Origin of the sequence: Aerosakkonema funiforme FACHB-1375, from assembly GCF_014696265.1 — a bacterium.
Lineage (GTDB): Bacteria > Cyanobacteriota > Cyanobacteriia > Cyanobacteriales > Aerosakkonemataceae > Aerosakkonema > Aerosakkonema funiforme_A.
Genome location: NZ_JACJPW010000062.1, coordinates 1 through 26,941 on the forward strand (window position 1 = coordinate 1; position 26,941 = coordinate 26,941).

Annotated in this window: 21 protein-coding genes; 8 read left to right on the top strand and 13 right to left on the bottom strand. The window is 43.4% G+C overall.

What is annotated here, in order from left to right; all coding sequences use genetic code 11:
• Positions 1–131 precede the first annotated feature (131 nt).
• Positions 132–2,042, bottom strand: coding sequence for a glycoside hydrolase family 10 protein (locus H6G03_RS22105; protein ID WP_190468543.1), 1,911 nt, complete (start codon positions 2,040–2,042; stop codon positions 132–134).
• 467 nt (positions 2,043–2,509) lie between these two features.
• On the opposite strand from H6G03_RS22105, the gene H6G03_RS22110 reads away from it, so the two are divergent.
• A complete protein-coding gene (locus H6G03_RS22110) occupies positions 2,510–3,448 on the top strand; it encodes a hypothetical protein (RefSeq protein ID WP_190468547.1) in 939 nt (312 codons plus the stop codon).
• Between the two features lie 215 nt (positions 3,449–3,663).
• Positions 3,664–4,242 carry a gamma-glutamylcyclotransferase gene (locus H6G03_RS22115; protein WP_190468550.1) on the top strand — a complete coding sequence of 193 codons (579 nt, stop codon included), beginning with the start codon at positions 3,664–3,666 and terminating at the stop codon, positions 4,240–4,242.
• Between the two features lie 4 nt (positions 4,243–4,246).
• Here the strand turns inward: H6G03_RS22115 and H6G03_RS22120 are convergent, their stop codons facing one another.
• The 5 genes from H6G03_RS22120 to H6G03_RS22140 form a co-directional block, all read right to left on the bottom strand.
• Positions 4,247–4,762 (bottom strand): DUF29 family protein, encoded by a 516-nt coding sequence (locus H6G03_RS22120; RefSeq protein WP_190468553.1) that lies wholly within the window; start codon positions 4,760–4,762, stop codon positions 4,247–4,249.
• 2 nt (positions 4,763–4,764) lie between these two features.
• Positions 4,765–5,283, bottom strand: a complete 519-nt coding sequence (locus tag H6G03_RS22125; RefSeq protein ID WP_190468556.1) for a DUF29 family protein — start codon at positions 5,281–5,283, stop codon at positions 4,765–4,767.
• Between the two features lie 3 nt (positions 5,284–5,286).
• A complete protein-coding gene (gene coaBC / locus H6G03_RS22130) occupies positions 5,287–6,540 on the bottom strand; it encodes a bifunctional phosphopantothenoylcysteine decarboxylase/phosphopantothenate--cysteine ligase CoaBC (protein WP_190468630.1) in 1,254 nt (417 codons plus the stop codon).
• A gap of 50 nt (positions 6,541–6,590) precedes the next feature.
• The gene (isiD, locus tag H6G03_RS22135) at positions 6,591–6,803 is read right to left on the bottom strand and encodes a protein IsiD (protein WP_190468558.1); all 213 of its coding nucleotides are present in this window, start codon (positions 6,801–6,803) and stop codon (positions 6,591–6,593) included.
• A 205-nt stretch (positions 6,804–7,008) separates the two neighbouring features.
• On the bottom strand, positions 7,009–7,641 hold the full coding sequence (locus H6G03_RS22140) for an alpha/beta hydrolase (RefSeq protein WP_199315417.1): 633 nt from the start codon (positions 7,639–7,641) through the stop codon (positions 7,009–7,011).
• Between the two features lie 153 nt (positions 7,642–7,794).
• On the opposite strand from H6G03_RS22140, the gene purH reads away from it, so the two are divergent.
• Together purH and H6G03_RS22150 are read left to right on the top strand one after the other, a co-directional pair.
• Complete coding sequence (purH, locus tag H6G03_RS22145) at positions 7,795–9,351, top strand: bifunctional phosphoribosylaminoimidazolecarboxamide formyltransferase/IMP cyclohydrolase (RefSeq protein ID WP_190468564.1); 1,557 nt, start codon at positions 7,795–7,797, stop codon at positions 9,349–9,351.
• 121 nt (positions 9,352–9,472) lie between these two features.
• Entirely contained in the window at positions 9,473–9,634 is a 162-nt protein-coding gene (locus tag H6G03_RS22150; protein WP_190468567.1) for a hypothetical protein, read from the top strand.
• A gap of 7 nt (positions 9,635–9,641) precedes the next feature.
• Here H6G03_RS22150 and H6G03_RS22155 read toward each other — a convergent pair whose 3' ends face one another.
• From H6G03_RS22155 to H6G03_RS22170, 4 genes are all read right to left on the bottom strand, one after another.
• Positions 9,642–10,313: a hypothetical protein gene (locus H6G03_RS22155; RefSeq protein WP_190468569.1), complete on the bottom strand. Its 672-nt coding sequence runs from the start codon at positions 10,311–10,313 to the stop codon at positions 9,642–9,644.
• 272 nt (positions 10,314–10,585) lie between these two features.
• Positions 10,586–12,220, bottom strand: a complete 1,635-nt coding sequence (locus H6G03_RS22160) for a GspE/PulE family protein (protein WP_190468572.1) — start codon at positions 12,218–12,220, stop codon at positions 10,586–10,588.
• A 64-nt stretch (positions 12,221–12,284) separates the two neighbouring features.
• Complete coding sequence (locus H6G03_RS39560; RefSeq protein WP_407650760.1) at positions 12,285–12,878, bottom strand: pentapeptide repeat-containing protein; 594 nt, start codon at positions 12,876–12,878, stop codon at positions 12,285–12,287.
• A gap of 120 nt (positions 12,879–12,998) precedes the next feature.
• On the bottom strand, positions 12,999–14,342 hold the full coding sequence (locus H6G03_RS22170; RefSeq protein ID WP_190468575.1) for a peptidoglycan DD-metalloendopeptidase family protein: 1,344 nt from the start codon (positions 14,340–14,342) through the stop codon (positions 12,999–13,001).
• A 333-nt stretch (positions 14,343–14,675) separates the two neighbouring features.
• On the opposite strand from H6G03_RS22170, the gene H6G03_RS22175 reads away from it, so the two are divergent.
• The 4 genes from H6G03_RS22175 to H6G03_RS22190 are packed head-to-tail and all read left to right on the top strand — an operon-like array spanning position 14,676 to position 20,787.
• Positions 14,676–16,523 carry a sigma factor-like helix-turn-helix DNA-binding protein gene (locus tag H6G03_RS22175; RefSeq protein WP_190468577.1) on the top strand — a complete coding sequence of 616 codons (1,848 nt, stop codon included), beginning with the start codon at positions 14,676–14,678 and terminating at the stop codon, positions 16,521–16,523.
• A gap of 4 nt (positions 16,524–16,527) precedes the next feature.
• Complete coding sequence (locus tag H6G03_RS22180) at positions 16,528–17,778, top strand: DUF1822 family protein (RefSeq protein WP_190468580.1); 1,251 nt, start codon at positions 16,528–16,530, stop codon at positions 17,776–17,778.
• Entirely contained in the window at positions 17,771–20,119 is a 2,349-nt protein-coding gene (locus H6G03_RS22185) for a CHASE2 domain-containing protein (protein ID WP_190468583.1), read from the top strand. Before H6G03_RS22180 ends, H6G03_RS22185 begins: the two co-directional genes overlap by 8 nt.
• 2 nt (positions 20,120–20,121) lie before the next feature.
• Positions 20,122–20,787 carry a DUF928 domain-containing protein gene (locus H6G03_RS22190; protein ID WP_190468586.1) on the top strand — a complete coding sequence of 222 codons (666 nt, stop codon included), beginning with the start codon at positions 20,122–20,124 and terminating at the stop codon, positions 20,785–20,787.
• Positions 20,788–20,927: 140 nt separating this feature from the next.
• Here the strand turns inward: H6G03_RS22190 and H6G03_RS22195 are convergent, their stop codons facing one another.
• From H6G03_RS22195 to H6G03_RS22205, 3 genes are all read right to left on the bottom strand, one after another.
• Positions 20,928–23,321, bottom strand: a complete 2,394-nt coding sequence (locus H6G03_RS22195) for a CHAT domain-containing protein (protein ID WP_190468589.1) — start codon at positions 23,319–23,321, stop codon at positions 20,928–20,930.
• A gap of 35 nt (positions 23,322–23,356) precedes the next feature.
• Positions 23,357–26,158, bottom strand: coding sequence for a two-partner secretion domain-containing protein (locus H6G03_RS22200; protein WP_190468590.1), 2,802 nt, complete (start codon positions 26,156–26,158; stop codon positions 23,357–23,359).
• A 149-nt stretch (positions 26,159–26,307) separates the two neighbouring features.
• Entirely contained in the window at positions 26,308–26,889 is a 582-nt protein-coding gene (locus H6G03_RS22205; RefSeq protein ID WP_190468593.1) for a Uma2 family endonuclease, read from the bottom strand.
• Positions 26,890–26,941: the final 52 nt, after the last annotated feature.

The following is a 26,941-nucleotide window of genomic DNA, read 5'->3' on the forward strand; positions in this document are numbered from 1 at the left end:
TATTCTAGCACGAATCAAGAAAAGTCCCCCTGGAAGGGGGAGGCTTTAGACCCATTAATTTCGGTAAGGAAAGGGAAAAAAGAAAATATTAATTCTTCCATTCCCCCGCTCTCGCGCTCTCATACTCTTCTCTAGCCGCCAGCTACATCAGGTCTTGAAACAGGCATAGGGAAGAGAGTTTTCAATCCATTTTCGCGCTCTGTCGGTGTTTCTTTCGCCCAATTCCAGAGACTTTCATAGAAGAAAAACGACACTCCAGCCAAACCGCGATCGCGAGATACGCGAACTTGAGTTTGAATTTGTTGCATAGAAGTCGAGTTACCTTTCAGACCGGCCATAATACCCACAGCTACGGGGATATGACTTTGAGCCAACTGCACTTCTGCACGCTCCAATTCGGTAGTAAAACGCTTGAGGTCATCTCGATAAACTTGCACAATAATTTCTTGCACTAGATTCTGTCTTTCCCAGGTAAACCAGTCTTGCAAATGTGCTGGCAAAGAGAAATGTAAGGGATTGGGAGAGATAGAAACAATACATTTTGGTTTGCGAGCTTTCACAGCACTCGATAGTCGCGCCATGAAATCGTTAATTTTGTCTGCTCGCCAGCGTACCCAAAAAGTTTCTCTAAAATCGTTGTCAGGAGATAGCCCCGGCAGTTCTTTTTTGTAAAGTGCAACCGTGTAATCATCATATCCAAATTCAGCAGGCAAGCCGAAATGGTCATCTAATTGAATTCCATCTACATCGTAGTTGCTGACAATTTCGACAATTAAATCTAGGATGAATTGCTGCACTTTCGGATGAAAAGGATTGAGCCAAACGCGGTCTTCTACTCCTTCTTTCCAAATTTTGCTCCCATCGCGACGCTGAGTGAGCCAGTCGGGGTGACGTTTGGCTAATTCAGAATTAGCTGGTGCCATGAAACCAAATTCAAACCAAGGAATAACGGTTAAGCCTTTTTTATGTCCTTCTTCAACAGCTTCTTTGAGCATATCTCGCCTTTGCAACCCAGGTTCTGGGTCGAGCGATCGCCCGATCGCACTTTTTGCTACGCGGCTGGGATAAAGCGTATAACCTCCATTCCAAACTGTGGGATAAACTGTGTTAAAATTTAGGTCGTGCAAGCGCTGTAAAGCATTGGTGAGTCGAGCGCGAGAAAATAGCACATCGCTATCTATATTTGTCAGCCAAACTCCTCTGATCTCGGCAGTAGATGTATTTAATGCTGTTTTTAGCAGAGAAGTTGTTTCGGGTGTTGTCGATGGTGCTGTTGGTGGAGTTAGCGTTTCTACTACAGGAATATACTCTTCTGGAACTAAACCAAATTTACCGAGAGCTTGACACAAGGAAGCGGCTACTTCTGCTCGCGTTGCTAACCCATTAGGGTTGAGTGTGCTGACATCAGGATAATTGACAACTAGCTGTTTTTCAGTGGCAGCGACAATCGCATTGCGGGCATAATTTTTAATGGCATCCGCATCTGTAAAAAGCGCGTTTAAAGTTTCATTTACTGTCTGGGTGGGCGAATACTTTAAGCCACTTACTAAAGCTACCAAGATTTGTTCTCGCGTAATCTTTCTGAGTGGGTTGAAAACTTCACCGAGATAACCAGAAAGAAAACCTGTTTGGTAAGCTCTAGTAATTGCGCGACCTGCCCAGTAGTTGGAGGGAATATCGGCAAAGCGAACGGCATCGCGGACTTTTGGTTGGTTAGGGAATGCCTTATCCAACATTGTGGCAAATTCAGCCCGCGATACTGCCAAACTGGGTCGGAAAGTTCTATCTTCATAACCATTGATAATATTTTCTCTGATGAGTTTTTCAATGCAAGGTTGCGCCCAATGTCCTTGAATATCTCTAAATCTCGTTTGCGAGTAAGAGGGTTGCGGTGCGATCGCGACAATGATTGTGGTGGCCGCAATCAGAATGGTAAACCATCTGCGTTTGTGAGGCTGTAGGTGACAGATAAAGTGCCGGATATACCCGGAAAGCCTGTCTGTACAGGCTGTCAGAAGGCGTTTGACAGATCTTTTCACCATATTTCTGGACTTGTAGTTGTAAATAAAGTAAAGTCAGGGTCTGGAAGTTTTTTGATTTTAATCCGAATTTGTGTACTGAGGATAATTAAAACATTGGTATGACCGAGATATTTATGATACCTTACACAAGTCAGCATATTTGACCCAAAGGAACTATTTTCTTTGACAATCTGATTGCGATCGCAGAAAATTAGCAAAATTACTTCGGCGCTAAATATGTTTTTAATAGCGCATTCCTCAATCTCAGCACTTTTGTACAGTGCCTTAGCTATTACCTACAGACAATCTGGGAAATTACGGAACTAAACAAATGCTTTTGAACGTCTAGGTTCTGTGTATACCCTGGTATTGCAACCGCGCCGCAGGCATAGTGCCTGCGCTTGCACTAACGCTACGATCGCCATAGCGTGACGCGGCTAAATCCCATATCGGATCGTTTTTCGCTGTAGAAAGTTCCCATAAAACCTATGTTCGATCGCTCCACACCAACCCAAACAAACACGAAGCCTCGGCGGATTTTGTCAGCCTTAGTGTTAGCTGGAATCTTGTCTTTAGGCTCCAGCTTCACTATCTTAAAAACTGCCGTTGCTTACCCTCAAAATCTTGCTCAATCTACTAGCGAGACTGTTGAAACTACTAGCGAACTGATCGGCCAAAGTCCTTCTGATGCTCGTGCTAACCGCCTTCCCGCTCAGGTAGCTCGTGCTGTTCGCCAAGATCTTTCTGGCAAAACTGGAATTGCTCCCGGAAAGCTGAGAATTACCCAGTTTAGTCGGCAAACTTGGCCGGATGGTTGCCTGGGTTTGGCCGAACCCGATCGAATTTGCACTCAAGCATTGGTAGAAGGTTGGCGCGTTGTGGTATCTGACGGTAGCAAAACCTGGACTTATCGTACCAACAGCGACGGTAGAATCTTACGCCTAGAAGATCGGCGTGTCTCTGTTAATTTGCCAAAATCAGTCGAGCAAGTGGTTAGCCAAAGAACGGCTACTGGCTCTCTCAGACCTGTTCCCATTCCTGCGAGCGAATTACCGCCTCGTTTAGATAGAGGTATACTCTTTCAGGCTACTTCCAGTGGTGGAATTACCGGTCGCACTTATCAAACTACCCTCATGAATGACGGACAATTGATGCGAGTTCGCATTGGCGATGCCAATGACTCGGAACGCAGCGTGCGTCAAATTTCTCCCCAACAACTGCGGGGGTTTAAGCAGTTATTGCAACGGCAATCGCTAACGCGGTTTAGCGGTCTGAGTTACCCGGCACCCAGAGGTGCCGCCGATTACATTACGGTTACTGTGACTAGCTCGACTGGTACTACCCGCTACGCTGATATTGTTCAAGATCGTTTACCTCAACCTTTGCAGCAAGTTGTCCGCGCTTGGAGCCAAATTACTAGGGGCTAGGGGGAGTGGGGGAGCGGGGGAGCAGAAGAATTAATATTTTCCTTTTTGCCTCTTCCCTGTTCCCTCTCCCTCTCCCTCTTCCTCTTCCCTAGCCCCTAGTCCCTAGCCCCTAGTCCCTCACTTTCTTAATCTACGGTTTATACATGGGAAATATGTTGTTTTTTGGAAAGAGTTTTGATACTATATGTAGATATACTCGGTAATCCCAGTCAACTATGATATCCGTCGCCCAGTTTCAGCAATTTCGGACGCTATCTCGCAATCTACAACAGCAGCAACAAACACCAGAGCCGATGTTTTACTATTTTGCATACGGTTCTTGTATGTGTCCAGTGGATCTGAAGCGGACGCTGGGCGAAAATACTCATGACTACGCGATCGGCCCTGCTACGCTCAAAGGTTATCGGTTGGGTTTTTACAAGCACTCGCAGCTTCGCAACTGCGGGGTATTGGATATTGTGCCCGATCGCGCTTCTTCAGTGGAAGGGGTTCTCTACAGGTTACCTTGGCGACTGAGCGATCGCCTAGACGAACGGGAGGAAGTCCCCACGAACGGCTATCGTCACGAAATGGTAAACGTTAGCTGTGCCGATCGCTTGTATAACAATGTTCGCACCTACGTAGTAGTCAACAAGTTATCGCAAGAACTACCACCGAATGACTGGTATTTCAACGTCGTGCTGCGCGGTGCTGTCACTTGCGGATTGCCAGAACAGTATTGCTGGAATTTGTTCGATCATATGTATAAATTGCAACAGCGTGGCTATCAGTTGCAGACTTTGCGATCGGCTTAGGGAATTATCTATCTTCTAACCAATCTTGTCCACCTGGCAACTCAATTAAATATTCATCGATAATATCGGGTAAATCAGTTGCAGAATATTCGTAAGTTAAAGCAAGCAATTGTTTAGCCTTCGCCATTAACTTTGCGTTATCTAGCATTTGTGAAACTTGAGACGGTTTTAATTTCCCGTTGAGCAGTTCCGCACTCGCTGGACGAATTGAAGAAGCGATCGCTTCTTCAAGCATTAACTCCCATTCATCTGCTTTAACATAGTAAGAAGTTTTATTTTCTTTGAGATTCAAGCGCTTAATTTGTACAATGGAATCAGAAATCGAAGCAATCCAAGAATTAGTTAATCCCTGTTCGATTTGATTTTTAATCAAGTGCATCATCATCATATCTAGGAAGGATTGTATATTCCGCAGAATAGCCTGTCTGCTCATTCCTTCTAACTCATCGATCAGTATCAAAGCATCTTCGTAACGTTTTTCCAAAATGTAGTTTCTTAAATCTGTGAGTTCCTGTGTCATAATTATTGCCTTCCCTCTTTCCAATCTTCGCCACCCGGTAATTGCGCTAAATACTCATTAACAACTCCGGGTAATTCTCTGACTGAATATTCATAGGTCAAAGCTAGGAAAATTTGTGCAGTTGCGAGTATTTGCTCTCTATCCACCATTTCTAGTAGTTCTGACTCGCTGTAAGCACCATCCCTCACTTCTAAACTCGCATCGCGAATTGCTGCTTCAAATTCATCTTCAAGCATTGTTTGCCATTCATCTGTTTTGACGTAATAGGAAATTTTATTATCTTGAAGATTCAGTTTTTTTATTTGACGAATTGAATCTCGAATAGAAGCCGACCAAGATTTTGTTAACCGCTGTTCGACTTGGTTTTTAATCAAGTGCATCAGCAATCTGAGTAAAAATGATTGGATATTCCGCAAAATAGCTTGTCTGCTCATCCCTTCTAACTCATCGATAAGTAGCAAAGCATCTTCGTATCGTCCTTCTTTAATGCTATTCCGCAAATCTAATAATTCCTGAGTCATTTTCTAACCTCCAGTTTGCACGAAATCAAACAACCGATGCGCCATTTCTAACTTGGAACAACGTGCAATTTCTAACTGCCGTCCTTGTGCGTTGATAAATATCGCTTGGTTATTGTCGCTGCCAAAACCGCTATCAGATTTATCGATAGGATTGGCAACAATAACATCTAATTTTTTAGAGTGCAATTTTTCTAAAGCTGGCGTTACGATATCGCCAGTTTGAGCGGCGAATCCGATTAAAAGTTGATGGGGTTGTTTCAATTTACCCAACTCTGCCACAATATCCGTTACTGATGACAAAGGTAAGGAAGTAGGCAGCAATTTTTTCGGTAATTTCTCGGCTGCATAATTAGCAGGTTTTACATCTGCTACTGCCGCTGACATGATAATTAAATCGGCGTTGGGAAAACATTGCAACATTGCCTCTCGCATTTCTGCTGCACTGGTGACGGGGATATCGCGCACACCCATCGGCGTTGACCAGGTAGCGGGTGCGCGTACCAAAGTTACCGATGCACCGCGATGCAATGCTGCTTGTGCAACAGCTAATCCCATTTTGCCAGTGGAAGGATTGCCGATAAAACGCACGGGGTCTAAATGTTCTCTAGTTCCACCAGCACTAATTAATACTTGTTTTCCGACTAAATCTCGTTTGCCGTTAGTCTGCAATAAAGATTGAATATGTGGCAAAATTTGAGAAGGTTCTGCCATGCGACCGGAACCAATACGATCGCACGCTAAAATTCCCGCATCCGGGCCAACGCTGTGATATCTTTTATCTGTAAGAACTTGTTGCCAATTTCGCTGCACCGCCACCTGTTCCCACATATCCGTATTCATCGCTGGTGCTAATAAAATCGGACAGGTGGAAGCAAGTACCGTATTCGTCAGTAGGTTATCGGCAAAACCATAAGCTAATTTTGCTAAAGTATTGGCCGTCAAGGGAGCGATCGCAAACACATCTGCCCATTCTCCCAATTCTATGTGTAGCGGACGACCGTGTGTAGGTTGCCAAAAATCTTTATCCGTGTAAGCTGGATGACGAGACAGCGTGGCTAGGGTCAAAGGGGTGATAAATTCACAAGCTGCATCCGTCAAGATAACTCGCACTTCGACCCCGGATTTTGCCAGCGCTGAAACGACTTCGCAAACTTTATAAGCGGCAATACCGCCACCGATACCAATGAGAACTTTTTGCAATTTTAGATTTTGGATATGAGATTTTCGATCGATGAGTTGTCCGTCATTTTCCGCCATAAGCGCTCCCGACTCGTCAACTCTCATCTAAAATCTCAAATCTAAAATGCTTATGCTTCATCGTAGGCTTCTAAGTCAAGCAGGTGGATATATGGTTCAACTAAATCTGGACGCTGAAAGGCGATCGATCTCAGAAAATGCCAATCATCTAAACCCTCAAAAGCATTAGCGTAATCATCCCGTTCCAGACGCGCAGCCAATTCAGCTATATCTGCTGCCGTCAAGGCTGATATATCCCGCTTAGAAATGCTTAAAGTTTTCATCCTGAGCGCCTCCTTTGAGCAGTATTTGCATTCAGCGTGGAGTCTACTGGTTTATAGATGCAGCCACCGCTACTATCTTAGACCAGTCTTGGCTCAGTATTTATTTAGTGCGAAACGCTAAATTGCAATTTCCGCATCAATCCGATTGTTAATTTTTTTTCCTTTTCTCATTCGTCTTAACAATCGGTAATATATAGAGACGATTTTAGGAGATTTTAGAGCTTGTTGATGACATCACCTGCATTACAAAACTTCGCATTAAATTCAAAACCGCCGGTGTAACTTCATGCCCCATATCAAATTCTTGATACTGCACCGCTACTCCCAAGTTGGATAGAATATCGCGTGCTTTCACCGCAGCAGTTACAGGCACGATCGAATCTTGTCTGCCATGTAAGATCAAAACTGGCGGAAAATTACGATTTGTTGCTTCTTGAGTCATGGGATGCAAATAGCCACTCAAACATACCAAGCCTGCCAGTGGCAAGTTCAGTCCCACATCGAGAGTCATCGCCCCACCTTGGGAAAATCCACTCAAAATAGTACGTTCCAAGGGAATACCAGTACGTCTCTCAAAAGAGGTAAGCCACTCGTTCAGCAGTTGGCGACTTTCTGTTAAACCGTAATTTTTCTGAAAATCGTACCACGTTCTTCCACCCGGTACGTGCGGGTGAGGAAAAGGCCCATCGGGAAACAGGAACTCGTAATCGGGTAAATTCAAAAAAGGTGCTAAAGATGCCAGATCTTCGCCGTTGGCACCCCAACCGTGCAAAGCGACGATCGCACCCTTTGGCGGTTGACCTGTTTTCGGTGGCAAGGTAATTACTTCTAAAGACAAGGACTCTCTCCTACAGCTTTTCACTATCATCCTAGTTCCCAAAGCAGTCACAATTCCTCTAGCCTGCGACGACAATCCGGTCAAACCAGATCTGGACTGCGATCTCGATCGCCTTTATTCTTAATAAGGCAAGCATAGGGAAGTTCACAAGTCATGGCACGTCTGGCACTGCTGAGTGTATCTAATAAAACTGGGTTAATTGACCTGGCACGCAGTCTCGTAGAAGAATTTGGTTTTGATTTAATCAGCAGTGGCGGAACTGCCCAATCTCTGAAAGATGCTGGTTTACCAGTAACGAAAGTTTCCGATTACACCGGACACCCGGAAATCCTGGGCGGTCGAGTCAAAACTCTGCATCCGCGAATTCATGGTGGTATTCTGGCGCGTCGCAATTTACCGGAAGATATCGCCGATTTGGAAAATAATCAAATTCGTCCGATCGATCTGGTAGTAGTCAATCTTTATCCATTTGAGCAAACAATTGCTAAATCGGATGTGACATTGCCAGAGGCGATCGAGCAAATCGATATCGGTGGGCCAGCTTTAATTCGGGCATCGGCAAAAAATTTCGCGCACCTGACTGTGTTGTGCAATCCCGATCGATATCATGCCTACTTGGAAGAATTGCGTCAACATGGCGGAGACACATCTTTAGAATTTCGACAACAAAGTGCTTTAGCAGCATTTTCCCACACTGCCGCTTACGATATGGCGATCGCTTCCTATTTGAGCGATCGATCCCCTGTAGAGAAATTAGATGAAACCTCTCTACCGCAAAGATTCGCCCTTTCCGGACAACAGCTGCAATCTCTGCGATATGGCGAAAACCCCCATCAACCAGCTGCATGGTATCAAACAGGAACCGTTTCCCAAGGTTGGGCAGATGCGACTAAACTTCAAGGTAAAGAATTAAGTTACAACAACTTAGTTGATTTAGAAGCAGCGCGGCGAATAATTGCTGAATTTCCCGATACTCCTGCTGCCACAATTATCAAACATACCAATCCCTGCGGTACGGCAATGGGAAATAGCATTGCCGAAGCTTATGAAAAAGCTTTCAATGCCGATCCGGTTTCCGCTTTTGGCGGTATTGTTGCACTGAATAAACCGATCGATGCAGCTACCGCAACTGCGCTGACAAAGACATTTTTAGAATGCGTTGTCGCACCGGAATGCGAAGCGGAAGCCAAAGAAATTTTGGCGGCGAAATCGAAAGTCCGAGTTTTAATTTTGCCCGATTTGATTGCTGGGCCAAAAGAAACCGTGAGGTCAATTGCTGGTGGTTTCTTAGTGCAAGCTGCCGACGATGCAATCGAAAATCCCAGTCAATGGCAGGTAGTCACGGAAAAGCAACCAACGCCAGCACAATTAGAAGAATTGCTGTTTGCTTGGAAAGTGTGCAAACACGTTAAATCTAATGCTATTGTAGTGACACGCGATCGCACTACTCTCGGTGTCGGTGCCGGTCAAATGAATCGCGTCGGTTCTGTTAAAATTGCTTTAGAACAAGCAGCAGAAAAAACTCAAGGTGCTTTTCTTGCCAGCGATGGTTTCTTCCCATTTGATGATTCAGTTAGGACAGCAGCAGCAGCGGGAATTGTGGCGATTGTTCAACCCGGTGGCAGTTTGCGAGATGCAGATTCTATTAATGCTGCGAATGAATTGGGAATCGTGATGGTATTTACTGGCATTCGTCACTTTTTACATTAAAAGGGAGCTGTTAGCGGTAATATCGTGTCCGGTTGCATTGGTAGTATATGATTGATGCGAGAGGTTATTTGTGGGTATCTGGGGTTAATTTTTTACCACAGATGAAGACAGATGAACACAGATGAACACAGATAAGAGAGCGATTTCTTTAGCAACCGATGCAACCGGACATGATATGAATTGTCGCCCAAATGCTAATACCTACGGCACGCTACGCGAACGCCCCTACACGATACATATTTTGTTCTTTTCGTCAATTTATTCTACTGGACTGGCGCTCTAGAATAATTCTATTCGTCCCATTCTTCTGGCTTAATTCCATCAAGCCAGGGACGATACATTTGCCCAACAATTTCTATATCAACTTCGTCTCCATTGCGGCGCAAAATTGCATAAGGTGTGTATCGTTCTGCCATTTCCATATCCTGGTGGCAACCTTCCTTGCAAAAAGCCGCAAATGCAGGGATAGCTATTCCGTTGTCATTCCAATAGAGAAATTCTTCTTCATATTGAACTTGCTCACCTACAGAAAACCAAACGTCATAAATTTCGCCAGTATATTCAAAACCTGGTAGGTTAACTGGGTCTACAGGATAATCTTCATAGGCTTTGGATGCGGCTGACAAGTCTGGAGTTTCCAGCAGAATGCCTGCATAGTTACCTTGTTCTGCTTGCTGTTTCCAAACATCAGCAATTCCGGCATTTGTTTGTGGAGGGTGAACCGAATCTGCATCAACCAAACAATCGGCTGTTTCGCTCCAAACTTTACGCCTAAGAGCTTCCCAATGAAAACCATGATGTTTTCGGATCGAAACTCGGCGCTCTTGCAGCCATTTATTAAACCCTGGTGTGGGAACGTTACCGGGTGTCAACTGAAGATTATTAGCACCTATTTCCAGCAGGTCTTCTGCCGCAGACTGCATTGTTCGCCCCTGCAAACAGCTTAAAGCAAGATACAGCATAGCTTTCCTATCTATGCAGAGAAGTTTGGCGAAAAACTAATACAAGTGTACCATATGACGTTGCGATCGTTGCCCAGCCAATCCAAAATCGTTCTTAACGTATAGAGATGTACAGTTCTAATTTCTGCTATTTTTTTGTAGCTATTTTTTTGTAGGTTGGGTTGAGTGAAGCGAAACCCAACGCTTTAGTTGGGTTTGATACCTCAAGCGAACCTACAAAGCTTTAGTTGGGTTTCGTACCTCAAGCGAACCTACAAAGTTGGACTGGCGCTCTATAATTTTTGAGATAAAGCACTGTGAGGTAAAACTCTCATTACTTCTGTCAAAGTTGTCACTCCAGTAGTGACTTTTTCGATCGCAGCCTTCCGAAAAGAATCAAAATTGCTTTCACTAAGGTAGCGATGCAACTCTGTCATCGTCCCCTCGTAAATTAGTTGCCGTACTTTACTATCAACATTCAGTAATTCAACAATTGCCTCCCGTCCCAAATAGCCAGAATGGAAACAGTTCGGGCAACCGCGTCCGCGACGCCAAGCTTGGGGGTTTGCTTCCTCCCATTTTAAGCCCAGCATCCGCAAATCTGCCTCTGTCGGCGTGTAAGGTTCGGAACAGTGGGGACAAACCTTGCGGGCTAAGCGCTGCGCTACAATTCCCAAGAGGGCATCGCCGATCAAACCTGGGTCTGGGCCAATATCCTTGAGGCGGGGAATCGCGCTGACCGCATCGTTAGTATGGAGGGTGGTTAGGACTAAGTGTCCTGTGAGTGCAGCCCTTATCGCCGTTTCTGCCGTTTCGTTATCCCGGATTTCCCCTAACATAATGATGTCGGGGTCTTGTCGCAAAATCGATCGCAGTCCCGCAGCTAAAGTCATGCCAGCTTGTTCGTGTACTTGAGTTTGGGTAATGCGGGGGAGGACGTACTCCACTGGGTCTTCCACTGTGACTACATTGACGTATTCTGTTGCTAAAGATTGGAGACTATTATATAAGGTACTGGTTTTACCGGAACCTGTGGGGCCTGTGATAATCACCATACCTTGCGGTTGGTGCAACCAAGTTTTGTACAAAGCTAGTTTTTGGGGAGAAAATCCTAAGTCATCTAAGCTGGAAAAGGGATTTTGTCTTGGAAGTAAACGAATTACAGCTTTTTCGCCGCCAATGCAGGGAAGTGTACTGACCCGCATATCTAACCCAAGTTCGGTTTCGGAACCGAGTTTATAACTTTCGCCAATTCTGCCATCTTGGGGACGACGACTTTCGGCGATGTCCATGTTGGACATGATTTTGAGGGCGACAACGACTCGGCGGCTGATATCCAGTGGCAGAATGGTGATGTCTCGCAGAATGCCGTCAATGCGATAGCGGACTCTTAAGCCATCGGGAGTCGGTTCTAGGTGAATATCGCTGGCGCGGTAGCGTAGGGCACCGGAAATCAGGGTTTTAATGCGGCTAATTTGGTCATCGGCTTTGGAGAGATAGAGTTCTGTGACTTCGCTGATGTCTTCGGTTTCTGCTTGACCGGTGATGGGGTTGATGGGGGAAGAGGCGCTGATGGAGTTGGCGTCGAAGGTTTGGGTGAGGTGCCAAGCGCGGTAGCTTTTGTCGGCAATGGGGATAATTTTGATGTCGGTGAGGGTGCGATCGCACAGTTGGTTGATGTCTTCGTCGGCAAGTGCGATCGGGCTACCTAAATAGTAACAGTTGCGCCAGAGTAAGAGGGGAATTACGGGTAGTGAATTATGACGATTTGCAACTTGTCGAAAAAATCGGGAGGTAAGTTCTAAATCTAGTAAGTCGAGGTTAACTATTCCCGCTTCGTCTACTAATAGTTTTAAGGCTTTGTCAGAAGTGATTTCACCAGTTTTCAACCGTTGCCAAGGTGAGGACAAATTCAAGGAAGTTCGCATAGCTATTTTCGTTCAAATTGAAGCTGATTTTGAGTTAAATTTTGGCAAATGGTTCTTAGCTGTTCTATCTTTCAGGAACGGCTATTGTTCCATCAGGCATTGTTGTCCTACTAAATTTGGCACGCTCTAAATTACTAGCATTCAAGTTAGCACCACTCAAATTGGCATCACTCAAGTTGGTACCGCTCAAGTTGGCACCACTTAAGTTGGCACCACTTAAGTTGGCACCGCTCAAATTCAAATTACTTAAATCGAGGTCAGTTAGATTTGCACCACTCAGGTTACATCTTACACATTGACCTGTTTCCAGTAATTGTCTGATTAATTCTCCGGTACAGAGCTTATGAAGATTCAACGTGCGACCATCTGCTGTTTGCATATAGCAAGTTAACCGATCGACTTCTGAATTTGGAACTACTGGATATGTAATAGTTCCTACCCACCCACTTCTACTTGGTTTACGCTGAGCAGAAGGGATATTAGTTTCCGGCCCACCATCTCCGCGTGCAACACCTGCGCTTAGCGTGTCGAGCAGTAAAAGTGCGATCGATAAAAAAGCGGGCAGAAAATCTAACAGGGCGTTACGTGTTTTGTACTGTTTCACTTGTAGCCTCACTTCCTGTAAAAATGGAGAGCTTGCCAGTATTGAAGTAATCATGGGAACTTGCAAACATGGCAAGCAGGGGTATAGTTTAGGTAAACTTCACAGCACTAAGTAGTTACAGCAATGGAAGTTTTGTAGATTTCAATTGCGCTTCTATCCCTAATGGATTGCTAATCAACGACTAACCTTGTCACAGAGGTACTTGCCTCCAGTTGTGCTGTAGCAGGAGGTGCGTTGTTTTTTTGCTTCTCCAGAAGGGATAGGCGTCAGTGAAGCCACAGTGTAGTAAGAAACGCCAGCGATGGTGTTTCCCGCGCCATCAAGATCGTTAAAGGTTATGGAAGTTCCTGATGCCTGTTTTGAAGAATTCCATTCCCTTTCAGGATTGCCAGCAACGGCTGGACGCCACATTTGAACGTATACAGAACAGCCTGGAAGGTTAGAAGCAGTGACAGAGAGATCGATGGTCGCAACAGTGATAGTAAGTTTGCTAGAAGGAGTTGGCGCAAAAGTGTTACAGCTAGTACTTCCAGGATTATCAAGTAAAGCCTTTCCAACAACGGGGTTAGCATAGACAACTTTACCGTTCTTTTCAGCACGACCTTTGTATTGAGAACCATCTTCATATATGGTCCAGCCTCCGAGTTGGCGACCATTCCACCCTTGTTCGACGCCATTTAATTGGATACTGAAGTGTACGTGTCTTCCTGTAGCAGACCCGCCACAACCGGTAGTTGTCCCAGTTTCTCCTAGATATGTTCCTCGTTGAATAGATGTTCCGTCCTTGATCTGAGCCGTATTCTGAAGGTGGTAGTAAGTTGTCTGCCAACCATTGGACTGCCTAACCTGAACTTGCGAACCGGAACAAGTCTTGTAAAAAAGCCCTTCAGTAGCTGCCTTAACTTTTTGATCTCCTCCGCTAAAGTCCAAAGCACTCCGTACATTATTACCCGGGTTAGCCGAATTGCGAAGATGTGGTCCTTGGTTAAAATTCCATGACTGACCAGGTGTCCAAGGTAAAGATAAATTGGCGCTATTATCACCCGCCAAGGCAACTAGCTTACCGCCATACTGAAAATTACTGCTCCCAAGAACTCTCTTTTCCTCATCACTTACAATATCTTTTGGAGCCTGGTTAATCCAGGTACTGAAAGTTGGTGTAAAGTCAATGGCAGCAATCCACCCACTTTTTGTCTTTTGCGCTAACCACAACCTTGTCCAAGGTGCGCCTTCTCCTGAAGCATGAGGAATAGAAATTGAACCAAAAGCCCAATTTCCAGTTGCATCTACTCGCTTCACTTCGTTGAATACTTTCTCGGTAGACGGTGCGCCTTTTAATCGCGCAGCTTTTTCAACCGCTTTGTCAACATTAGCATCTCCTTTTTCGGCCATGAAAGTATCTCCTGGCGGGAAAGAAATGCGAGGCAATTCTTTGCCCATAATCAGCAATAAAGTTGAAACCGAGCCAAGCAAAAGTATGGCTAATTTGAATGGCAGTCTTTTGGCGATCGTAGTCATAGTTATTCAAGAGGTAATTTGGTCAGAGTTTCAGACACAGCACTTTCAGCCCAAGCTATAATGCTGGACTAATAGCTAAAAGCGCTGGATGCGGGTGAAAGGTTTGATTTGCTTCTGCTTGTTTATTGGGATAAGGTTTCAGGCAATATGCGCGTGGGATAATTTTTTTGGCGATTTGCGATCGAGATCGCCTGGATAGCTTGTTACTGCTAAGCTTTCAGGCGATGCGCTACTCGATCGATCTCATCGATCTGCATAATCTCCCTCTTGCAGCACCAATAAGCTTAGTGGCACACTTCAAAAAACTGTATATATTTGGAATAAGAAGCCAAAATGCCCAACTTTTTTAACAAAGATAGCATCCCCAGGCTGCCGGAACGCCCAAATAACATTGATAAATTCTGCACGTATCTCTGTATCGTTGAACGCAATGGACGGATGGCGATCGAATGGAAAGATCGGCTGTATTTGAAACGCAATTTGGAATTATATGCAGCAAAAGCGCCAGAGTTTGCTAACTTATGTCGCCAGCAAGATAAAGGTAGGGGTATGGCATTATTTTGGATGAATGTGGCGCTGAATGAGCCACATTCTGCCATGCTGGCTTTGGAACATTTGGCGGCTTACTTTGAAGCAAGCTGCTATCAAGCAGCTAAAAATGTTTGGCAAAAGTCTAGCGATCGACCTTGGGAAGAATATCTCGATATTGCTAGATTTATGATTTACCATAAGGAGAATTTTTTGAAAGTTTTAGAGAAATACGATCTGGAACGAAAAGTTAATTTAGATACCTATATTCATGAGGTTCTGATCAAAACTATTAAATCAGAAGCTGCTGTTGGTCGGTTTTCCCCCTGGCGGTTGTTGTACAAAAAGAGTGAAGACGAACTGAAGGAAGCCTTAAAAAAAGACGGACAGCGGGAACCGCAAATTTCCAAGTTTATATTCGCTCGGAAATATTTCAAAAAAGTTTATTTAATTAACACAGTTCAAAACCCTGCCAGATTAGTTGGACAAAAATACCCTGCACCCGATGCAGAAGATTTCAACGAGATTGCGAAGTGCTACAATGCTGAAAAATTGCTACCTTCCGCACCCCATGAAGTATCTGCCAGTCCGGGTACTGTGACTGGCGAACAAATTAAAGAATGGATGGAACTTTGTATAAAAGCCTTACAACGTTATTGCTCAAATTCAATCAATCCTGTTTCTATTGAAGTCCTCAACGAGTATGGAACTGAAATAAAGAATGAAGATTCCGATCCTTCTAATGACGCGGAATGGCAGAGTTTTTGGGATGCGGTTGAGTCAGGCGATGCAGTTAATCGAACTGACGCTGCTTTTCGGGAAGAGATGGCAAATATTAAAGTACTGGTTGAAAAGGGAATTCAACAAGGAAAGCTGCAAACTTCTCACCAAAAAATACCGTTACTTTACTATGGTGTTGGCTTAACCCAAACTTTAATAGGAAAGAGATTGGGAATCAATCAAACTAATATCGGTCGCCATCTTTGTAAATACTACGAAATGCACCTGCTCAAAAAGTTAGGGGAAATTTCGCAGCCGACTGAATGGGTAAAGCCGTATGTATCGGGTTGGTTAGTGAAAGATTATACATCTCCTCGACACTCAGATTTGATTCAAGCAGCTTTAGTGGAAGCGCTCAAAAAATTTATTCCTGAATACCGAGAAATATTGCAACTGCGCTATGGGGAAAATTTGACTGAAAGGCAAATTTCTGCGCGGCTGTGCATAAATGAAGCGGAAGTTAAACAAAGAATATGTAAAGCACAGTGTTGTTTGGAATCTGACCTACTACAGGTAATCGCGCAATGGCAAGATAAATATGTAAAATCCTGGCTTTACAGGTTTTACAAACTGACTGTTTATTCAGTCCTGGAATCAGGACTAATAAATCTTTCAGAGGAGTGTCAAGATGTTGTCATATATTCCTATTGTCAGAGGCGCAACGAACAACAAACGGCAAAGCAATTAAATTTAGCTGAGCATCAGGTGAAGGAAAAACTCTGCTTAGCTCAAATGCAGTTGCGGGATACTGTAGTTGATTGGGTTCAGGAAAATTTGGATATTTCTCTGGATAGAGAAGCAGAACTCTCAAAAGTCAATATAATTTTGCAAGAATGGTTGCAAAATTTGTACAAATCAAGTCAAGGAGCATGAAATAATGTTTAGTTTAAATCAAAGAGAAACAGCTAATTCTGATTTTCTGTTTTTAGATATTGGCCCTGAAGACTTACAAGAAGCATGGCAACAATCTCAAAAACAATCGAATGCGATCGCACGTCATAATGCCTATCTGAATTACGTTTGTTTAAAAAATTTCCTGAATTGGTTTGCAGAAGAATCTGAATGTGAAATATCAGTATGGCCTAGCTTTAAAAGGCTAGCAAATATTTGGGAAATTGTCAACGGTTCGGCAATTCAATTAGGTCAAAATCGGCTGGTGTTAATTCCCAACGATGATGCTGAAGTGGAAAAGTTGTGCGTACCGCAGGAATGGGTGGATATTCCTAATTGGGTGGCTGACTATTATCTGGCGGTATCGGTAGTTTTGGATGGAGATGAGGATGAATGCTTCCTCAAAGTATGGGGTTTTACGACTCATCGTCAGTTGCGGAATAATGGCAGATATAATGAGAGCGATCGCACCTATAATTTGCCAATCAAATATTTAACAGCCAGCCTCAACGTGATGCAAGTAACATTCGGATTGAACGTGCAGCAACAAGTCCCCCAGTTGCCAAGTTTATCCCATGCAGAAGCAACAAGATTGTTAGAAATTTTGGGTGACCCATCTCTTTATTCTCCCCGCTTGCGAGTGGATGTACCGTTTGAAAAGTGGGCAGCATTATTGGATAATGATGAATGGCGACAAAAGTTATACGATCGACGCATGGGACGTTTGGTTGAGGTAGCTAGTGCAGCGCCAGTAAAAAATTTGGGTAAATGGTTTCAAGGAATTTTTGAGGCGGGTTGGCAGTCTCTCGATACACTTATAAATACAGAGTCGAGTAATTTAGCTTTTGGGTTTAGAAAACGCGATCGCAAAAGAGAAGAAACAAAGGTGTCTGTCGAGGGAATCAAGCTGATCGATTTGGGAATGCAACTGGGAAATCAATCAGTGGCGCTATTAATTGGTTTGACACCGGAGTCGGGGGAAAAAGTCGGGATTCGGGTGCAATTGCATCCCGCTAGGGGACAAATTTATCTACCGCCAAATATCAAATTAATATTGCTCTCTCAATCGGGTCAAGTTATCCACGAATTGCAATCGCGCCTTCAAGATAATTTCATTCAATTGAAACGGTTTACTTGTCCGATGGGAAAAGGTTTTAAAATCCAAGTGGCGATGGAGGAAATGTCTATTACAGAAGATTTTGCGATCGAAGCTTTTGGAAACGATAATTATGAGTAAATTAGTGATATTAAACCTGGGGAACGGTAATTTGCTCGAAGGGTTTCCTTTTGTGACCGTTCAGCTACAGGAGGAGGGCAATTCTAATTGGAGACAATTTACAGGTAGTTTACCAGCTAGCGCCGATATTCTCGACATTTACCGCCGTTGGCAATTGCTTTATGAATTGCTTTACGAAGCGCGTTCTATCAATGTGAGTTTGCGGCAATTTCCCAGCGCCGATGAAGACATCAAACTAGATGAAGTTGATGTTACTCACGTTTCTGATGCGGAGTTCAACGAGGTATGTCAGAAATTCCAAAACAAAATTGATAGTTGGTTGGATTCTGAGGAATTTCGCCATATCGATCGTCAACTGCGAAAGCAATTAGCACCTGAAGATCGCATTCGCGTCATTATTCAAACTGAAGACAACCAATTGCGGAAAATTCCTTGGCATCTGTGGCGGTTTTTTAGGGATTATCGCCACGCAGAAGTAGGTTTGAGCGCGTTGGAATTTGGGCCTGCAAATTCGGCCAAAAATAGCGCTAAGCAAGTCAGAATCTTGGCTATTTTGGGCGATCGCACTGGCATTGATGTGGAAGCAGATAAAAAATTATTGGAAAAATTACCAAACGCTCAAACAGTCTTTTTAGTAGAACCGCAACGCCGGGAATTGGACGAAAAACTTTGGGATAAACAGGGATGGGATATTCTTTTTTTTGCGGGACATAGTTCGACGCAAACAGATGGTGAAACTGGTCATATATATATAAATCGTGCCGATAGTTTAACGATTAATCAGTTAAGAAATTCTGTCAGTAAAGCGATAGAAAGGGGATTGCAACTGGCAATTTTCAATTCCTGCGATGGGTTGGGATTGGCGCAGCAATTAGACGATTTGCATATTCCCCAAATCATTGTGATGCGGGAACCAGTTCCCGATAAGGTAGCGCAGGAATTTTTGAAGCATTTTTTGAGAGAATTTGCTGAAGGTCAGTCGTTTTATTTAGCAGTGCGAGAAGCGCGAGAAAGATTGCAGGGAATCGAAACTGAATTTCCCGGTGCTAGTTGGTTGCCGGCAATTGTTGACAATCCCGCGCAAATGCAGTTGACTTGGGAAAAATTGCGGGATAAAACTAAACTTAAAGAAACACCTATTATCCCATTGAATCGGCGGTCAAAACCGAAATTGTCAACTATTTTGATGGCGAGTTTTGTAGTAACTAGCTTGGTGATGGGAGTGCGATCGATCGGATGGTTGCAATCATGGGAGTTGCAAGCGTATGATGGAATGATGCGAATGCGATCGTCCGAACAGGCAGATCCTCGCCTGTTAATAGTTGGTGCAGATGAAGAAGATATCAGGAAATACAAACATCCTATCCCTGATGAAATACTTGCCAAACTAATAGACAAACTTCAACAACATCAACCGATCGCCATAGGTTTAGATATCTATCGCGATTTACCAGTACAACCAGGTTATCCAGCCATGATAGCTCATTTTGAGCAAAACAAACGCTTGATTGCTGTGTGTAAATATAAATATAAAGTGGATACAGAAAGTGTTAAACCCCCACCTAAAATCCCTATTGGACAAGTTGGTTTTAGTAATTTACCGCTGGACGAAGATAATATCGTTCGGACTTATTTTTTATCTCGCACGCCAAATATTATTTCTGATTTTGAGCCTTGCAAGACAAACTATTCCTTTGGCTTGCAATTGGCGTATCGATACCTGGATGCCAAAAAAATTCCAGTTACAACAACCGAAAAAAACTGGCAGTTTGGTAAAATTGTTTTTAAAAGTTTAGGAAAAAGAAGTGGCGGGTATCAAAAATTAGATGGACTGAGTAACAAAATGCTGCTGAATTATCGCGCTTCTCGCAAAATTGCCCAGCCAGTAACGGTAAAAGATATTTTAAACGATCGCTTCGAGCCGAGTTGGGTAAAAGATAAAATTGTTCTAATTGGCGTTACTGCTGAGAGCGTAAAAGACCCTCACAACACACCTTACGGCATAATGCGCGGGCTATACGTTCACGCACACGCGATTAGCGAAATTTTAAGTGCTGTGGAGGATAAGCGCCCTTTGTTGCAGTGGTTACCGTTGTGGGTAGATGCAATTTTGATTGGGATTTGGTCGTTGGTAGGTGCAGGAATCGTTTGGTTTTTGCATTCGTCACCGCTACGTTTTTGGCTAGCAATTAGTATTGCGATCGCTATTTTATATGGGCTTTATTTTGAATTGTTTATCCAAGGCTTTTGGCTACCGCTTGTTCCCTCAGCGTTGGCTTTACTGGTATCTGGAATAGGAATAGTATTTAGCATTACATTGCCAACTCAACAAGGAGAATGAAAATGTTTATCCAGGGAATAAAACTTGCCTTTACAATTACTTTGGCAACTGTGATATCCGCAGATTTCGCGATCGCCAATCTCATCGCTTCAACACCGCCGCCTGCGCCACAAACGGGTACGTCAGGAAGTCCGCAGTCAGGCGGAGCAACCCGTCCTGGCGAATCCAAATGTCCCAATGCAAACACTCGCCCGATCGCCTTCATACCTAAAGTTTTGAAAACTACGCTTGCATCTCCGACTTTTTGGTTTTACATTCCCTATTCACCTAATGATGTTGATTCTTTCAGTTTTGTAATTTTGGACGAACAGGATCGGTATGTTATTTCACCAAAGAGCATCAAATTATCTGGAACGCCAGGATTTATCAGTTTGCGTTTCCCATCTCAAACGTTTGAAATTGACAAAAATTACCGCTGGTATTTATCTATTAACTGCGATTCGCAAAATGAAGAAGATCGCATTTCTTTGCATGGAACTGTGCAGCGAATTGCATCCACTTCCACAGAAAACGTTAACTGGTATCGTCCTCTGGTGGAACTTGCCGAACGTCGCCGCACCAATTCAAGCGATCCAGAACTTAAAGCTGAATGGGATAAATTGATGGAGTCGCTGAATTTCAGTAATATTTCTGCTCAACCGATCGTTCCTTGCTGTTCCCTTGATTAAGTAGCTATTAGTCATTAGACATCTCCAAAAATTATTGTGGGGTAGGCATCCTGCCTGCCCTTTGAGATTATTTTGCAGGATATGTCTATTGGTCATTGGAAATAACTACTAACTTTTCACATCTGACAATTGACTAATGACTATTGCCAATTTCCTACTAAAATATAAGGAGCCCATTGGTATGGAGTAATGCTTGGTCTATCTTTTATAAGCTGTAATTGAGCTTGACGGAGCGCTTCAGTTTTCGGTGTATTTGGATTGGCAATTAATTGTTTGTAAAATTGCACAACTAGATCGGCAGTATAATTATCTTCTGCTCGCCATAAAGAAGCGATGGTACTGCGTGCGCCTGCTCTCACGGCGACGCCAGCCAGTCCTAAAGTAGCTCTTGTATCGCCCTTAGCAGTCTCGCAAGCAGAAAGAATTAGTAATTCGATATTTTGAGATTCCCTTTGGTTTCTAGTTTGAAGCAAATTGTCTAAATCAGTGACTTCAAGGCGTTTACCCCAAGCAACAATATAAGTTCTTTCTGGATTTGAACTGAATTCACCGTGAGTCGCGATATGAACTACAGAAAATGGCTTTGAATTGAGCTGCAACTGCAAATTTATATTCGTAAAATCTCGATCGAGCAGAATTTCAGTCGGTATGTTTTTTTTGACTTCTTCTAATTCAGTTTTTACGTTGGGTAGTGGGAGAAATTTTTGCCCATCAATTAGTTGTTCAGCGCTCACTCCAGCACCCAAAACCTTTAATTTTTTCCGTGCTGTAGGTTGACTTTTTAATAGTTGCAAACCGGGTGCTAAGGCTATAGCGTAATTCTCAATTAAATATTGCTTTCTGTCATAAAGAGCCGCCATTGGAATATTTCGCAATTCCCCATCTAGGACAAATACTAAAGTTTTGACTCCACTTTTTTTCAACTCTAATTCAGCGGGTCGGATTAACCAGTCATAAACTTGTGCGGATAATTCCTTAACTTGGCTTGAGGGATAATACTTTTTGAGTTCTGCAAGCAGTTCTTTGAGAACTTTTTTCACTTCACTGCTATGTATAGAAACCGAGTAGTAATGCAATTCTTCTTGTGGCAGCTTCAGAATAACTGCCAATTTATTTGGTAAAATAATCGGATAAATGGCTGCGGCTGTCACATCATCTCGATCGAGAATTTTGTCTATTTGTTCTGGCTTAGCATCAGCACAGGCATCTCTTAAAAAATTATCTAATTCTGCTAATTGTAAATCTTCGATCGCTTGACGAGCCAGAACTAAATTGGCTTGACTCAGTTCATTTCGATCGGCTTCAGGTTCTAAGAGTAGCTCAACTAACTGTCGATAAATTGGTTCTACTTCATCTCGAAAGTTGAACTGAAGATCGGGATTGAGTGCAGCTAAATCTTTGCGTAAAAATTTCAGATAATCAACCGCTCCACTATAAGCTACAATCGCACGCTTTGGATCGTTTTGCATCTTGAGACTGAGCCTTCCCAATTGCCATTCCAAGCGATAGGCAATCTCGTTTAATAGGTGAGATTTAACAATAACCAGCGCTTTTTCAGCAATTTCTTTAGCATCAGATAATTGCTGGTTAATTTCGTAAATTTCTCCTAAATTTACTAGCGCATAAGATTGCGATCGCGCATCTTTTAATCTTTCAGCTTGTTGCGCCGCGATTGTCAATAACTTTCCGATATATTCCCATTCAGGGGGCTGACTTAGTAATGTGTTTGTTTCTTTTTCTTTCATGCACAGATTGGCGAGCGGAGGTAGCGGAAACGAAAGATTCGATCGCTCTTCTTTCCCCATTTTTTGCAATTTTAGGCAAGTTAAACTCTCAGCCAAATATATCCGAGCGTAAACAGCCTCCAAATTAGCAGGTAATTTTTCAACTTGCTCCTTAATTTCCTGCCACAGTTCATCCAGATTAGAGCCAGGATAATTTTCAATCGAAAGGCTGAACTCATTCAGTTTCGCTCGCAGATCGAGCGAATCCGAACTAGATTTAGCAATCGCCAGAGCGTAATGTTGTAAAGCTTCTTTATAGTAATTTTCACTCTTTTGTTTTTCCTGAAAATTTTGCGCTCTTTTTCCCAGAGCGCGTTTAGTATTGCCCAAACTAAAATGAGACGCACCGATTTCTTCATTAAGCGACAAATAATTAGCGATTTCCAAACTTTGCTCCAACACCTTCTGCGAAGTTTTGAGAGCGCCTACCATTCGCAGAACATCTCCCAAATTCCTCAATGCGATCGCCCTGTGTGGAGTAGCTGGTAAAATAGGGAAAAATTCTTTCACCCGCTCGGACATTCCATCGCGAATTAAATTTTTACATCCGATATTGGAACGTCCCAAAGCTTGCAACAAGGAAGTGCAAGCGCGGCGATAAAAACCGTCTGCTTGCGAATCTCTGGCTGTTTCGATCGAATTGCGACTAATCTTTTCTCGATGGTTTAATTGATTGATATAGGGTACTTTGCCAAAAATAGGCTCCGCGACAATACACAACAATACTGTCACCAAAACAAGCAAAATCATTTGAATATTTTTGTGTATAAATTTTCCCAACTTCATCACACACCTGCACGACAAGCGACTGAATATAAAGAACCGTAAGCCATAGCAGGCAATTTATCTGTGAGAATAATCTCGCCATTCTCACCAACAATCCACCCTTGAGCTTCTACAATTTGCTGAGTTGCAGAATCTGAACTGCTGCGATCGATCTCCACACCTAGATTAAGCGCTTCTCTGGGATTTGGCGGTAGACCACCCCGTCCGACATAAATAAATTCCAACTTTTCCCCAACTAAAGAACAAAGATTTTGTGTAACTTGCGAAGGCGCAAAATCTTGTGGAAGTTCAAGTAATCCTTGCGTGGGGTCAACATCCGGCGTGTTAATTTCCACCACACCATTGAATTGAGGGCCAAGTTCAGAAGTGGCTGTAATATCACTTGTTATTTCTGAAAGGTTTTCCCGGTATGCAGTGCCAAATATTCCTTGCGTATTCACTGTAACTCGACCGCCAAAACCGCGTGCAGCATTAGCAGTAATATCGCTATTTTCTAAAGCTGCTATAGTGTCGGTATTGATGGTGATATTGCCACCTGTAGAAGTATCGGTGTTAGTGGTAATGCTGCTATTTTGGCGCAGTTGAATGTTGTTTGAGGTTAATTCTATATTGCCGAAATCACCACTTCTAGTATCAGTCGTAATCAATGCTCGATCGGCAAGAAAAATCAAAGGTGAATTTACCTCAATATTACCTGCTGCACCAGTTCCAGGAGAGCGAGTCCGAGCCAACAAACTACTCTGAAAAGTATCATTATTGGGGGATATTTTTATTCCGATTAATTCCACAGATTCAGAAGCGTTAACCGTCACACTTCCCCCTGCACCTGTACCCAAAGTAGAAGCTGCTACCTGTGCGCCATCTTGAACAATTAACCGCCTCGCATTAATTATTAAGTTTCCGCCATTTCCAGCTTTTTCCATTGTTCCATTAGTTGTAGCCAATAAACTGCTAGGTGTAAATATTCCTTTTTCCCCTTGAGGTTCTGGTGAGATTCCGCTCAATTCCACTAAATCGGCTTCTGTATTTCCGACCCCACGAACTGTCAAATTTCCTCCTCGTCCTATATCCTCAGTAGAAGTTGATATTTGTCCGCCATCCCGCACGCTCAACTGTCTAGTTTCAATGGTCAAATTGCCAGCATTTCCGGTTGCTTCATCATTTGCTTGTGCAAATATCCCACTGCTATAACCACCGCTACTTCCGCTCAATTGCACTAAGTCCGAAGCACGAATAAACAAATCTCCGGCATTTCCAGATCCAGAAGTAGAAGCTGATATTTCTGCTCCATCCAAAAGTTTCAACTCTCCAGTAATAATTGTCAAATTACCGCTATTTCCAGTACTTCCAGGTTCAGACTGAGTAAGCACGCCGCTAGCAAATAGATCGTCAGCTGAGCTAATAAGTTCCACCGACTGGTCAGCGCGAATGATAATATTTCCCCCTCGACCATCGCCCAAAGTTATAGTTGATACCTGCGCTCCTTCTCGAACAATTAAACGTTGGGTTTCAACGAGCAAATTTCCCCCATTCCCCGTGGCTCCTGGCTTGACTTGAGAAGACAATCCGGTAATCGAGTTATCTTCCGTTTCACTACCGATGAGTTCCACAAAATCCGAGGCGCGGACAGTAACATTCCCCGCATCTCTGGAGCCAAAAGTAAAAGCGGCTACATCTCCCCCATTAACAATCAATCGCCCGGTTTCTACGATCAAATCAGCGGCTTTCCCCTCATCAAAAACCTGACTCAACAAACCGCTGCGAAACAACTTATTATCAGCTGTAATTGTGTTGCCGATCGCTTCTACAGAATCGGAAGCTTTTACAGCCAAAACACCTGCCTGTTCCATTTCCCTGCTAATAGCTAAAATTGCCGAACCATCCCTTAGCAATACTCGCCGTCCTGACAGATAAATTTCACCACCGTTGCCACTAACATATACAGAAGCTGCATTTGATAATTGAATATTCCCATAATCTATATTATTTTCTCCATTTTCAATATTTAGTTTTCCGTTATTACTAACAACTAACAACTGACCGCTGACTACAGACCAAACCTCAATTATACCCCCAGTTACTGTCAGATTACCGCCTTCCAGAGAAAGATCTCCGCCTACAAGTGCCAAGGTATTTCCAGGCTTCACCTTCAGGCCATCGGGTCTATTAGTACTAATAACTGCTTCGTTTTCATCTCTTGTGAGATTATGACCCCCACCTTCAACCCTAATCCCACCTCTTGTGGATACAGGCGTCCCGCCTGTTGTTTCTCCAAATTCACCTGTTGTTGCTCCAAATTGCAAGCCAATGGGTACATTTATTGTTAGTAAAGGTGGAGCTTGGGGATTGGTGGCGCTGAACTCAGTGCCATCTTTAAAAATTATACTATTAGCTGTAGTCGCTAAAAATGAACCGCCAATATTAAGTGAAGCGTTGCGGCCAAAAATAATTCCGTTCGGGTTAATTAAAAATAAGTTAGCAGTGCCATTAGCTTGAATTAAACCATCAATATTCGATTCAAAACTACCAGTCACACGACTGAATATATTTTGAATCGTTACAGCGTTATTGAAAAAAGCTGTACTTTCGGTAGGAACAGAAAACTCGCGAAAGCTGTGGAAAAGGTTATTACCTACTTGCGTTCCGCCTTCAATGCGGTTGATATTGCCGTCCGGAATAACAATAGAATTATGGGGAAGTGTGGCATCTGGAACTATTTGTGCCAATGTTGGACAGGTTGTAGTCAAATAGCAGAAGGCAATACTGCTAGCAAGCCAAAATTGGTAAGCACCCTGTTTCATTGACGCGATCGCACGAAAAGACGTTTTTATTTTACAGCCTTTGAGTTACAGAGAAACCCGGTTTCTTCAAGAAACCGGGTTTCTGGTCTGGTGAGTGTGGTACAGAGAAACCAGATTTTTGAGAAAAACCCGGTTTCTGATACAATTGACTAAGCTTGAGCAATTGCCTGTTGAAACGCTTTCAGAGCCTCCAGTTTAGAAGCCATCATCACACAACGAGCCAGCAGGTCAATATCCAAATCTGGCAAAATTGCCGATCGCTCGATCCGATCGTATCCAGATTCCCGCAAACGGTAGAGCCTAAATAAACCATCTTCCCAAAACCAAACTTCAGGGACACCTAAAACTTGGTAGCGTTTTAATTTGCGATCGCTACCACTGGTAAAGATTACTTCTACAACCAAGTCAGGTTTAGTCGCGGTTGAGCTACCAATAGCAAATGATTCGTCTGCTTGCGCGGAAACTTCCTCTTCCTTTTCTTGCGTAAAGCTGCCTAATGGGTTGAATTCAATATTTTTGTTCAAAAAATACACAATGAGCAACCCTGTAATCATACGGCTGATTGATTCGTGGTCAGGGGAAAGTGTCAAGATTTCAATTTCTCCTTTGTAATAAGCTAATCGAATGCCTGGTGAATCGGCAAAGCTTTCCTGAAGTAATTTGAACTGTTGCCAACTCATACCAAAATGAACTAGCCGTTGGTCTTTTGTCTTGTCTAGCGTTACCGTCATAACGAAATCTCCTTACTCTTATCACAAGCTTTACTGACGAAGGCGATCGCAA